A 12452-nucleotide genomic window follows, 5' to 3' on the forward strand; every position below is an offset into this window, starting at 1 on the left:
ATGGATTAAGTCTTGCTTCGATACTCGCGTGCTGCAGGTGGTTGATAGGTTGCAATAAAGTGTTCGATTTGTTCTAAATCATCTGAAAAGAGTGTCTTTTCACGATCTTCAGGTGTCAAAAATCCTGCGCTAACCATGTTATCAAAGAATTGTTCTAAGGCCTGATAGTAGCCTGTAATAGTAAAGAGAATGCAGGGTTTGTCGTTTTTTCCAATCCTTGCCCATGAGATAACTTCGCTGATTTCTTCCAAAGTACCAGGGCCACCAGGCAGTGCGATAAAAGCATCTGCCTCTTGTATCAAGGCCAATTTACGTTCAGACATGGTTTCAACTGTCCGTAATTCTGAGAGATGAGGATGGGCGAGTTCACGATCTTTAAGAAATTCTGGAATGATACCAATGACTTGCCCACCATGTGCGAGGACCGTATCTGCAATCAAGCCCATGAGTCCAGTATTGCCACCGCCGTAGACCAACGTATGGCCATTTTCTGCAATCCATTTGCCAAGGGCAATCGTTCCTTCTTGATAGCTTGGATTTTCTCCCAAACTTGCTCCACAGTAAACAGTTATATTCATTGTCCTTTAAACCTTTCTTCTAACTTTTTCTTATGGCTGGTCATGATGTCTTCAAGCGAAATCTGGTAGATATCTGCGATAATAAACAAATTATCTAATACATCGCCTAACTCCTCACGAATGTGGAGGAGATTTTCTTTCTGGTTGCTAATGGGTTCATCGGGGCGATCTCGTCCAATCTCCATTTTCCGAATCGCCTGTGCTAGCTCTCCTACCTCTTCACAGAGAAAATTAGTCCGAATAAAGGGATTGTAGGCATACCAACCACGCTCTTTGTAAAAACGACTGACCCAATCTTGGTAGTTCCGAATGTCCATGTTTGTCTCCTGATGGTACTTTTTAGTATTATAGCATGAGTGGTAGAAGAAAGCGAGAGGTTTATCAATAGGAAATCGATAATCAATGTACATAGCAAGAGAAATATGATAAAATACCAACAAAGATAGGTCATACGATTGAGTGGAATCAAAATGAACAAGAATGAGCAAGTTTTATGGAAGATTTTCGACACATTAGACAATTATTTTGCTCCTCTGGGATGGTATCCTGGTGATAGTCCGATAGAAAAAGTCATCGGTATGATTTTAGTTCAAAACACTAGCTTTACGACCGTCCGCTCGTCGATTGACAATCTAAAAGACTGTCTTTCCATTGAGGTCATGCTTCATTTACCACTAGAAGAGTTGCAGGAAAAAATCAAGCCAAGTGGTTTTTATGTCCAAAAGAGCCTCGCGATACGGGAGATCTTGACTTTGATAGACTCCTATGGTGGCTTTGAGGAGATAAAGAATGTGCATCCAGCATCATTTCGAGACAGGCTTGTATCCATTAAAGGAATTGGCAATGAGACCGCAGATGTCATCTTGTTATACCTATTACAGGATAAACGGTTTATTTCTGATGCCTACGCTAGAAGAATAATGGGGCGTTGTCTCGGTATGGAGTTCAAGCATTACAATGACATGCCACAGATTAGGGAGTATTATATAAAAAGGCTATCCATCGGTCAATTGCAGCAATTTCATGCGATGATTGATGAATTGGGCGGAAGGATTTGTAGGAAAAAGCCTAGGTGTTCCTTGTGTCCGTTGAAAGCAGATTGCTTGTTTCATAATGTAGGTGGTTGATATATGGAAAATCAGTTTGAATATCTAATGGCGCATGATACGATTGCTACAGCAAAAGCATTACTGGGGATGGAGCTGTATTTGGGAGACCAGTTCATTGGCAGAATTGTCGAAACCGAGGCCTATGTAGGGACAAAAGATAGTGCCTCTCATAGCGCAGGAGGCAGACGGACTAGAAAGAATGAGTCTATGTATCTGGAGGCGGGGCATTGGTATGTCTACCAAGTTCATGGGCATAATATGCTAAATTTGGTGACAAAAGAAAGAGATGTGCCAGAGGCAGTCCTGATTCGAGCTTTGGAAATCAGTGGAGTTGAGCCAAGTGCAAACGGCCCAGGAAAATTAACTCGTCTCGCCAATATCACCAAAATCTTTGATGGTCAGTCCATCGATCAAAGCGATTTGTATCTCAAAGCGGGTGCAACACCTGTGCACATTGAGCAGCGCGCTCGAATCGGGGTAACATGCACAGATAAGTGGAGAGAAGCACCGCTTTGCTTTTATGTTCGAGGCAATCGACATGTTTCGAAAGTGAAGAAAACGGGCCTATTGGTGGACAGTGACACGTGGCTATAGGAAGAAGCAAACGAAAAAATGAACTCTTGAGCGAGAAGGCAGAATAGGGTAGAAGAAAAGCGCGCAGTTGAAACTGGGCGCTTCAGATTGAAGAAAAAGTCCATTTTGGGCAATTTTCTTCAATCTTTTTTCTTTTACTTGAGAAATAAAAAACTTTGAATAATACCGCTATATCAGCATTTCTAAGAGTTTCTGTTATATGGTAGTCAACCTCAAAAATAAAAATCTTTCTATTCCTAATAGGGTTGTCTACGTTCTGAACCGATAATTTGAAAATCTCCTATGAAATGTTTATCATTTCTAGGAGATTTCCTATTTTCTTGCGGATTTTTTAACGACCTTTGTATCTTGATGAAAACAGGAGCTGAATTTTGACAGCTTTTGAAGTTGTACAAACGATTCTAGGTTTTGGTAGTTTTACCATTGCTCTGATTGGTTTGTGCTATAAAATCTTCAAAAATGATGTAAAAAAATAATCCGTCCCTTTACTTTGACGAGTAGGACGGATTAAATCTGTAATACGAGTCACCGTCTTAAACGGTTCTACATTGGGAGTTGAATTGCAGTTCAGCTCCCTTTTCTAATACTATTGTAGCATTTTTAGAAAATAATGCAAGTAAAGAACGAATAGTATATAAAAACCACTCACAAGAGTGGTTTAATCGTTATCCATTTCAATATTTTTATCTAAAAATGTAGAGAAAAATGTAGTGATTCGATTGATTTTTATTGCAATGTAGTGAAATTCAGAATTTCAAGAATCGCTTTAAATCAAGGTTTCTACTGTCTATTGACGTGTAGTGAATCCCTATTTTACCTCAGTGAAAATCACGTGTTTACGCAATTTTGGTGAGTATTTTTTCAATTGAAGACGGTCTGGAGTGTTACGTTTGTTTTTAGAAGTAAGGTACAAGCGTTCACCAGATTCTTTGTGTTCAAGTGTAATGTTTACGCGCATGGTATCTCCCTTCTATTATTCAGCTGCAGCAGCTTTAGCGATTTTACGTCCTTTGTAGTATCCTTTCAAAGATACACGGTGAGAACGTGAGTAATCTCCAGTAGTTTCGTCAAATTTAACAGATGGAGCTGTCAATTTGTAGTGTGTACGACGTTTGTTTTTCTTCGCTTTTGATGTGCGACGTGCAGGTACTGCCATTTCTTTTTTCCTCCGTTGTAATGGACGAGCGAGGCTCGTTTTAGTTTCATAGTCCGTCTATTTTCACTTATTACGTCGTGAATGCATCTTGCCTAATTCCAGTTATGCCTGTGATGCATTGCCTAGTACTAAATGAAAATAGAAAGACTATCCTATTCATCTGGCTTTTGCCAACTGTATTAGAATATCACATTTTTTTTGTAAAGTAAAGTTACTTGACAGATTTTTTTCAAAAAAATCGTTTACATGTCTCTATCAGGTGACAATTGAATCCAGTAGCGGTTCCATGGTATCACCGTCAGGCGACAATCTCTGGTCTTCGTAGCGACAATGAGGCTGGGCTAGAATTGTTTTTCTGGAAGCGATGTTCCAAGTTGCGCAAGTCACTAAAACCTCTGACAATCCTAAATTCCGGCAAAAATCTAGCGCTTGTGCTAGTTGAACTTTTGCAAGGCCTTTTCCTTGTTCGCTCGGTACAATAGAGTAGCCGATATGGCCAGCTATATTCATTAGAAAATCCTGCTCGATATGATGGCGGATATTGACAATCCCAATGATTTTATCTTCATTTTCACGTTTGAAAATCAAGGTTGTCGAGGGTGCGCGGTTAGGCTTAGGCTGTTTTTCTTGTTGCTTGATGTGGATGAGCCAAGTAGCGAGGTCAGGCATTTCTTCCAAGCGAGAGCCACCATTGAGATGTTGATGTTGTTCTGTAAATTCTTGTTTGAAGGTCTCGATAAAGGGCAGATCTTTTTCCGTGGGCTTGCTGAGATAGTAGGTGTCCATGCTAGTCCCCTTTCTGGTAAATATTATTCTTTAGTATAGCAAGTTCGGGAGCCCTTGTCTAGGAACTCTGAAGTCTGTCTTTTCTTGTCCTCTGAAATGTGATAAAATAGGGGGAATGATACTCTGAAAAGGATAGAAACGCATGAAATTACAAAAACCTAAAGGAACCCAAGATATTTTACCGAAAGAGTCTGCCAAGTGGCAGTATGTGGAAGAGTTTGCCCGCAAGACCTTTGGCAAGTACAACTACCAAGAAATTCGCACGCCGATTTTTGAGCATTATGAGGTGATTAGTCGCTCGGTTGGGGATACAACGGACATCGTCAGCAAGGAAATGTATGATTTTTATGACAAGGGTGATCGCCACATCACGCTTCGTCCAGAAGGGACAGCTCCTGTCGTTCGCTCTTATGTAGAAAATAAACTCTTTGCGCCTGAGGTGCAAAAGCCTGTTAAACTCTACTATATGGGCTCGATGTTCCGCTATGAGCGTCCGCAGGCAGGGCGTTTGCGTGAGTTTCATCAGATTGGGGTGGAGTGCTTCGGTTCTAGCAATCCTGCGACAGATGTAGAAACGATTGCCATGGCGGCACAATTTTTCAAGGAAATTGGCATTCAAAATATTACGCTACACTTGAATACCTTGGGAAGTAGTGCAAGCCGTACCGCTTATCGTCAGGCTTTGATTGATTATTTAACACCGCTGAAAGAGACCCTATCAAAAGATAGTCAACGCCGCTTGGAAGAAAATCCGCTCCGAGTTCTTGATAGCAAGGAAAAAGAGGACAAGATGGCTGTAGAAAATGCTCCGTCTATTCTGGATTACTTGGACGAGGAAAGTCAAGCTCATTTTGATCAGGTTCGTGGGATGTTAGAGGCCTTAAGTATTGACTATGTGATTGATACCAATATGGTGCGTGGTCTGGATTACTATAACCATACGATTTTCGAGTTTATCACAGAGGTGTCAGGAAGTGAGTTGACTATCTGTGCTGGAGGTCGTTATGACGGCTTGGTCGAGTATTTTGGCGGACCAGCAACGCCAGGTTTCGGCTTTGGTATGGGCATTGAGCGTCTGCTCTTGGTGCTTGAAAAGCAAGGGGTAGATCTTCCAGTAGCAGAAGAACTGGATGTCTATGTTGCTGTTTTGGGGCAAGAAGTAAATAGCAAGGCCTTAGAAATTGTACAGGCTCTTCGCAATCAAGGTTTTAAGGTGGAGCGCGATTACCTAGGACGTAAGATCAAAGCCCAGTTCAAGTCCGCTGACCAGCTAAAGGCACGGGTATTACTCACTCTGGGTGAAAGCGAAGTGGAACAAGGTCAAGTAACTGTGAAAAATAATCAAACACGGGAAGAAGTGACCGTGTTATTAGAAGATGTACAATTGAATTTCAAGAGTATTTTCGAGAAAATGAGTCATCAATAATGAAAAACAAGGGGAATCTTACAGGATTTTCCTTATTTTTTTCTTGTGAAATAAAAAAAGTTTGAGAAAAAAATCACAAACAAAGCCAAGAAAGTGCTATTTATCGGGGTATTTGAGAAAAAATCACAATATTTTAAAATTAATTTGTGAAATACTTAACAAACTATTTACAAAACTCTCGAAAAGGTGTAGAATATATTTGTGAAAAAGTTAACAAATAAAAAGTTGACAGAAAACAATATTGGAGGAACCATAGATGGCTGAGAAAAAAGTATCACCAGAGGAAAAATTAGCAGAAGCTCGTGCACACGTTGATGGGCTTGTTCAAAAGGGATTGGTTGCCCTTGAAGAGTTTCGTCAATTGAATCAAGAGCAGGTGGACTACATTGTAGCAAAAGCATCCGTTGCAGCTCTTGATCAACATGGTGTCTTGGCTCAACACGCTCAAGAAGAAACAGGACGTGGGGTCTTTGAAGATAAGGCAACTAAAAACTTGTTTGCTTGTGAGCACGTTGTAAACAATATGCGTGGTGTAAAAACAGTAGGTGTCATTGAAGATGATGAAGTAACAGGATTGACTTTGATTGCAGAGCCAGTCGGCGTTATCTGTGGTGTAACACCAACAACCAATCCTACATCAACAGCTATCTTTAAATCATTGATTGCTCTTAAAACGCGTAATCCAATTATTTTTGCCTTCCACCCATCTGCCCAAGAATCATCTGCTCACGCAGCGCGTATCGTCTATGAAGCAGCGGTGGCAGCAGGGGCTCCTGAAAACTGTATTCAATGGATTACAAAACCATCAATGGAAGCAACTTCTGAGTTGATGAAACATGACGGTATTGCAACAATCCTTGCAACAGGTGGTAATGCCATGGTGCGTGCAGCTTACTCATGTGGAAAACCAGCTCTTGGGGTAGGTGCGGGGAACGTACCAGCCTATGTTGAAAAATCAGCAAACATTCGCCAAGCAGCGCACGACATCGTGATGTCTAAATCATTTGACAATGGTATGGTCTGTGCATCTGAGCAAGCAGTGATTATCGATAAAGAAATCTACGATGACTTTGTAAAAGAGTTCAAGTCTTACCATGTTTACTTTGTTAATAAGAAAGAAAAAGCCCTTCTTGAAGAATTCTGCTTTGGTGCAAAAGCTAACAGCAAAAACTGTGGCGAAGCAAAATTGAATGCAGATATCGTCGGAAAACCAGCAGCATGGATTGCTGAGCAAGCAGGTTTTAAAGTGCCAGAAGGAACCAATATTCTTGCAGCAGAAGTTGCAGAAGTAGGACCAAATGAGCCATTGACACGTGAAAAATTATCACCAGTCATCGCTGTCTTGAAATCAGAATCTCGTGAAGATGGTATCGAAAAAGCGAGCCAAATGGTTGAATTCAACGGTCTTGGTCACTCAGCGGCAATCCATACAGAAGACGAAGACTTGGCAAAAGAATTCGGAACACGCGTGAAAGCAATCCGTGTTATTTGGAACTCTCCATCTACTTTCGGTGGTATCGGTGATGTTTACAATGCCTTCCTCCCATCATTGACACTCGGTTGTGGTTCTTATGGTCGTAACTCAATCAGTGATAACGTAAGTGCGTTGAACTTATTGAACATTAAGAAAGTGGGAAGACGGAGAAATAATATGCAATGGTTTAAAGTTCCATCAAAAATTTACTTTGAACGCGATTCAATCCAATACCTCCAAAAAATGGCAGGCGTTGAACGTGTCATGATTGTGGCAGATGAATTGATTGTCAAACTTGGCTTTGTGCAACGGGTTATCGAGCAATTGCAATTGCGTACTAATAAAGTAATGTACACTGTGTTCTCAGATATTGAACCAGATCCAGACATTACAACTGTTGAACGTGGTGCAGAAGCGATGAAATCATTCGCGCCAGATACAATCATTGCCATCGGTGGTGGTTCTGTAATGGACGCTGCGAAAATCATGTGGCTCTTCTATGAACAACCAGAAGTGGACTTCCGTGACTTGGTACAAAAATTCATGGATATCCGTAAACGTGCTTTCCGCTTCCCAGAATTGGGACAAAAAGCCAAATACGTCGGTATTCCAACAACCTCTGGTACAGGTTCAGAAGTAACACCATTTGCTGTTATCTCTGATAAGAAGAACAACCGCAAATACCCACTTGCTGACTACTCATTGACCCCAACTATTGCGATTGTAGACCCAGCTCTTGTCTTGACCGTTCCAGGCTTTGTAGCAGCAGATACTGGTATGGACGTCTTGACCCACGCGACTGAAGCCTATGTATCTCAAATGGCCAATGACTATACAGACGGTATTGCGCTTCAAGCGATTAAACTTGTCTTTGAAAACCTTGAAAATTCTGTTAAAAACGCAGACTTTGTTTCTCGTGAGAAAATGCATAACGCTTCTACAATGGCAGGTATGGCCTTTGCGAATGCCTTCCTAGGAATTTCTCACTCAATTGCCCACAAATTAGGTGGACGTTTCCACACAGTGCACGGTCGTACCAATGCCATCTTACTTCCATACGTTATCCGTTATAACGGTACACGTCCGGCTAAAGCAGCGACATGGCCTAAATACAACTATTACCGTGCAGATGAGCGCTACCAAGAAATTGCTCGCATGCTAGGCTTGCCAGCTTCAACTCCAGAAGAAGCTGTAGAATCATACGCAAAAGCCGTTTATGACCTCGGTGAACGCGTTGGAATCAAGATGAACTTGAAAGAGCAGGGCGTTGATGAAAAAGAATTGAAGAAATACTCACGCGAGTTGGCACTTCTTGCCTACGAGGACCAATGTACTCCTGCAAATCCACGCCTCCCAATGGTGGATCATATGCAAGAAATCATTGAAGATGCTTACTATGGCTACAAAGAACGCCCAGGTCGTATCAAATAATTGAAATTGTTCCCCAATAAAACTAAGGAAAGAAGCTGACTCGATCAGCTTCTTTCAGATTGAAGAAAAGTCCATTTTGGACAATTTTCTTCAATCTTTTTTTCTTTTATACTCAATTAAAATCAAAGCTAGCACTTTGGGATACTTTCTTAAAGAGTAGATCTTTATAAGGTACAATAGCTATTTTTGATTTTCATTGACTATTACTTGAGATAAAAAAACTCTTAATAATACCGCTACATTAGCATTGCTAAGAGTTTCGGTTATATGATAGTCAATCTCGAAAATAAAATTTTTTCTATTCCTAGTAGAGTTGCCTACGTTCCATAAGAAACTACTTTCAGAATAGATACTAATTTAGTGAAAAAATGTGTTTTTAAAAGCGTTTTCGAAATTACTTTCTTTTTACTTGATAAATATTGAAAATATTTAAAGAAATGGTATACTAAATGTAAAGGCTTACATAAAATGTAGAAAGGGATTAGATAGATGAGAGATCCCCTATTAATGGAAGAAATGCAGACCTACCGAGGTCGCGATGAGATGCCAGCAGATTTCGATGAGTTTTGGAATCAAGCTATCGCAGACTTGCCACTTCCTGTAGACTATCGCTTGGTTGAAAAAGACTTTGGTCTTCCGAGTGTGGATTGCTATGAAATCCAGTTTGACGCAACGAATGGTGGAAAAATCTATGCCCGTATGGTCTTACCAAAAGAGCTAGACAAGGTACCCGTGATTTTCCATTTCCATGGCTATATGGGACGTGGTTTTGATTGGCCAGATATGTTGGCCTATACGACAGCAGGATATGGTATGGTGTCTATGGATGTGCGTGGTCAATCTGGTTATTCGCTAGACGGCCCGAGAAATGCTAGAGGCAATACCGTAAAAGGTCAGATTATTCGTGGTGTCGTAGACGGACCAGAACATCTCTTTTACAAGGATGTCTATCTGGATATTTATAGTCTAGTGGAATTAGTTGCAGGTTTTGAGCGTGTGGATGAGACACGTCTCTCAAGCTACGGCGGCTCACAAGGTGGTGCTTTGGCACTTGTTGCAGCTGCTCTGAATCCACAGATTACCAATACAGTTGCGATTTATCCTTTCCTATGCGATTTCAGACGGGTTCTTGAGATTGGTAATACCAGCGAAGCTTACGATGAGCTTTTCCGTTACTTCAAGTTCCATGACCCATTCCATGAGACAGAAGAAGAGGTATTTGCGACCTTGGCTTATATTGATGTGAAAAATCTTGCCCACCGTATCAAGGGTTCGGTCAAGATGATTACAGGGCTTGATGACGATGTCTGCTACCCAATCACACAATTTGCTATGTACAACCGCTTGGAGTGTGAGAAAGAATATCACCTCATGCCAGAATACGCCCATGAAGGCATGTTTGTCTACGCCAATAACAAGGTATTCAACTGGCTATGTGGTACGAAGTTTGACAGTAAGTCACTATTTACGGAGTTTAAATAAACAGCGTCTTTTATCAAAAAAGAAAGCGCTTAAATAAAAAAGAAAAGGAGGAAGATAATGGCATTTGTATCAAAGGACGAACTAATAGCGCAGATTAAAGACGGTATTATCGTATCTTGTCAGGCTCTTCCGCATGAACCGCTCTATATAGAAGAAGGAGGGGTGATGCCCCTGCTTGCAAAAGCTGCAGAGGCAGGCGGAGCTGTTGGGATTCGTGCAAACAGTGTGCGCGATATTGAGCAAATTCAGCAGGTGACAGACTTGCCGATTATCGGGATTATCAAACGGGATTATCCACCGCAAGAGCCTTTTATTACAGCGACCATGAAAGAGGTCGATGAACTGGCAGCGCTTGGCATTGCAGTGATTGCTCTTGATTGTACCAAGCGTGAGCGCTATGACGGCTTAACGGTTGCAGAGTTTATTGCTCAGGTCAAGGCTAAGTATCCAGACCAGCTCTTAATGGCAGATATCAGTACCTACGAAGAAGGTCTAGCTGCTGTAGAAGCAGGCGTGGACTTTGTTGGTACAACCCTTTCAGGCTACACTTCCTACAGTCGCCAGGAGGATGGACCTGATTTGGAGTTGATTAAGAAATTGTGTGATGCAGGGGTTGATGTCATCGCAGAAGGCAAGATTTATTATCCAGAAGAAGCGAAAATCATTCACGATTTTGGGGTTCGAGGAATCGTTGTCGGTGGTGCGATTACACGTCCAAAAGAAATCACCCAGCGCTTTGTTGCCGCAGTATCAAAATAAGTTAGGAAAGTTATGGAAGTTTTGACGATTGTTCGAAATCCATCAACTACGATGAAAAAATCAGAAAAGGGGAGTTGACGCTATAGGGAAAAGAAGGTAATAAGTAGTCGTTATATCACTGTCCATAATAGGACCTAGACAAAAGGAGAAAAAGAATGAAATTCAGAAAATTAGTTTGTTCTATGTTAGCAGGCGCGTCTATTTTATCTTTGGCAGCGTGTGGCAATTCTGGCGGAAGTGCTGATAAGAAAGATATGTCTGATAGCTCAGATAAAACAGAAATTACTTGGTGGGCTTTCCCAGTATTTACGCAAGAAAATGCAAGCGATGCTGTTGGAACATACGAAAAATCAATCATTGAAGCATTTGAAAAAGCAAATCCAGATGTAAAAGTAAAATTGGAAACAATCGACTTCAAGTCTGGTCCAGAAAAGATTGTAACAGCTATTGAAGCAGGAACAGCACCAGATGTACTCTTTGACGCACCAGGACGGATTATTCAATATGGTAAAAACGGTAAATTGGCTGAATTGAATGATCTCTTTACAGATGAGTACGTGAAAGATGTTGCCAATGATAATATCATCAATGCCAGCAAGGCAGGCGACAAAGCTTACATGTATCCAATTAGTTCGGCTCCATTCTACATGGCTATGAACAAGAAAATGCTTGAAGATGCTGGTGTGGCAGACCTTGTAAAAGAAGGTTGGACAACTGCTGACTTTGAAAAAGTATTAAAAGCATTGAAAGATAAGGGCTATACACCTGGTTCACTCTTTGCTAGTGGTCAAGGGGGAGACCAAGGGACTCGTGCCTTTATCGCAAACTTGTACAGTGGTGCAGTTACAGATGACGCTGTTAGTAAGTATACAACAGACGATCCAAAATTCGTGAAAGGTCTTGAAATGGCTTCTAGCTGGATTAAAGACGGTCTTCTTTCTAACGGTTCTCAATTTGACGGTGGAGCAGATATCCAAAACTTTGCAAACGGTCAAACTTCTTACACTATCCTTTGGGCACCATCACAAAATGGTATTCAAGGAAAACTCTTGGAAGCAAGTAAAGTAGAAGTCGTTGAAGTACCATTCCCATCTGACGAAGGTAAACCTGATTTGGAATACTTGATCAACGGATTCTGTGTCTTCAACAACAAAGATGAAAAGAAAATTGAAGCTTCTAAGAAATTCATCCAATTTATCGCAGACGATAAAGAATGGGGTCCAAAAGACGTGAAACGTACAGGAGCGTTCCCAGTCCGTACTTCATTTGGTAAATTGTATGATGACAAACGCATGGAAACTCTAAGTTCTTGGACTCAATACTACTCACCATACTACAACACAATTGATGGCTTTGCTGAAATGAGAACACTTTGGTTCCCTATGTTGCAAGCTGTATCAAATGGAGATGAGAAAGCTGATGCTGCTTTGAAGACATTTACTGAAAAAGCAAATGAAACTATTCAAAAAGCAATGAAATAATCAATTAGATAGGGCATACGCCTATCGAGATAATGTTGAGGGATGGGCTAGTTGCTATGGTTAGATAGCATTTAGCTCCTTCTAGACAATGTATAATCTTCCCCCTTTTCTCGTCCATTTTCCTTGAATGAAAAAGGGGGATTATTTTTATCAAAGTGAGGCGGAAATACCATGAA

General features: G+C 41.0%; 13 protein-coding genes. 8 read left to right on the plus strand and 5 right to left on the minus strand.

Annotation, left to right across the window (positions count from 1 at the left end):
* Window positions 1-5: 5 nt before the first annotated feature.
* The gene (locus CHF41_RS03055) at window positions 6-578 is read right to left on the minus strand and encodes an LOG family protein (protein ID WP_119875933.1); all 573 of its coding nucleotides are present in this window, start codon (window positions 576-578) and stop codon (window positions 6-8) included.
* Window positions 575-895: a MazG nucleotide pyrophosphohydrolase domain-containing protein gene (locus tag CHF41_RS03060; RefSeq protein WP_119875934.1), complete on the minus strand. Its 321-nt coding sequence runs from the start codon at window positions 893-895 to the stop codon at window positions 575-577. The genes CHF41_RS03055 and CHF41_RS03060 overlap by 4 nt, the downstream gene beginning before the upstream one ends.
* Window positions 896-1048: 153 nt before the next feature.
* Between CHF41_RS03060 and CHF41_RS03065 the strand changes: the two genes are divergently transcribed.
* From CHF41_RS03065 to CHF41_RS03075, 3 genes are all read left to right on the plus strand, one after another.
* Window positions 1049-1705 (plus strand): endonuclease III domain-containing protein, encoded by a 657-nt coding sequence (locus CHF41_RS03065; protein WP_119875935.1) that lies wholly within the window; start codon window positions 1049-1051, stop codon window positions 1703-1705.
* A 3-nt stretch (window positions 1706-1708) separates the two neighbouring features.
* Window positions 1709-2281 carry a DNA-3-methyladenine glycosylase gene (locus CHF41_RS03070; protein WP_119875936.1) on the plus strand — a complete coding sequence of 191 codons (573 nt, stop codon included), beginning with the start codon at window positions 1709-1711 and terminating at the stop codon, window positions 2279-2281.
* A gap of 368 nt (window positions 2282-2649) precedes the next feature.
* Window positions 2650-2757, plus strand: a complete 108-nt coding sequence (locus CHF41_RS03075; protein ID WP_240622974.1) for a putative holin-like toxin — start codon at window positions 2650-2652, stop codon at window positions 2755-2757.
* 332 nt (window positions 2758-3089) lie between these two features.
* Here CHF41_RS03075 and rpmG read toward each other — a convergent pair whose 3' ends face one another.
* The 3 genes from rpmG to CHF41_RS03090 all read right to left on the minus strand — a co-directional run bounded on the left by rpmG (window position 3090) and on the right by CHF41_RS03090 (window position 4223).
* Window positions 3090-3239, minus strand: coding sequence for a 50S ribosomal protein L33 (gene rpmG, locus CHF41_RS03080; protein WP_002262412.1), 150 nt, complete (start codon window positions 3237-3239; stop codon window positions 3090-3092).
* A 15-nt stretch (window positions 3240-3254) separates the two neighbouring features.
* Window positions 3255-3437: a 50S ribosomal protein L32 gene (gene rpmF / locus CHF41_RS03085; RefSeq protein WP_067088000.1), complete on the minus strand. Its 183-nt coding sequence runs from the start codon at window positions 3435-3437 to the stop codon at window positions 3255-3257.
* Window positions 3438-3692: 255 nt separating this feature from the next.
* Complete coding sequence (locus CHF41_RS03090; protein WP_240622965.1) at window positions 3693-4223, minus strand: GNAT family N-acetyltransferase; 531 nt, start codon at window positions 4221-4223, stop codon at window positions 3693-3695.
* A 142-nt stretch (window positions 4224-4365) separates the two neighbouring features.
* On the opposite strand from CHF41_RS03090, the gene hisS reads away from it, so the two are divergent.
* The 5 genes from hisS (at window position 4366) to CHF41_RS03115 (ending at window position 12276) form a co-directional block, all read left to right on the plus strand.
* Complete coding sequence (gene hisS, locus CHF41_RS03095) at window positions 4366-5649, plus strand: histidine--tRNA ligase (RefSeq protein ID WP_119875938.1); 1284 nt, start codon at window positions 4366-4368, stop codon at window positions 5647-5649.
* A gap of 256 nt (window positions 5650-5905) precedes the next feature.
* Complete coding sequence (adhE, locus tag CHF41_RS03100; protein ID WP_119875939.1) at window positions 5906-8554, plus strand: bifunctional acetaldehyde-CoA/alcohol dehydrogenase; 2649 nt, start codon at window positions 5906-5908, stop codon at window positions 8552-8554.
* Between the two features lie 489 nt (window positions 8555-9043).
* Window positions 9044-10036, plus strand: coding sequence for an acetylxylan esterase (locus CHF41_RS03105; protein WP_119875940.1), 993 nt, complete (start codon window positions 9044-9046; stop codon window positions 10034-10036).
* A gap of 57 nt (window positions 10037-10093) precedes the next feature.
* Window positions 10094-10795, plus strand: a complete 702-nt coding sequence (locus tag CHF41_RS03110; protein ID WP_119875941.1) for an N-acetylmannosamine-6-phosphate 2-epimerase — start codon at window positions 10094-10096, stop codon at window positions 10793-10795.
* Window positions 10796-10950: 155 nt separating this feature from the next.
* Window positions 10951-12276: an ABC transporter substrate-binding protein gene (locus CHF41_RS03115; RefSeq protein ID WP_119875942.1), complete on the plus strand. Its 1326-nt coding sequence runs from the start codon at window positions 10951-10953 to the stop codon at window positions 12274-12276.
* Window positions 12277-12452: the final 176 nt, after the last annotated feature.

The sequence above is a fragment of the Streptococcus respiraculi genome, from assembly GCF_003595525.1.
In the GTDB taxonomy this organism is placed as follows: domain Bacteria; phylum Bacillota; class Bacilli; order Lactobacillales; family Streptococcaceae; genus Streptococcus; species Streptococcus respiraculi.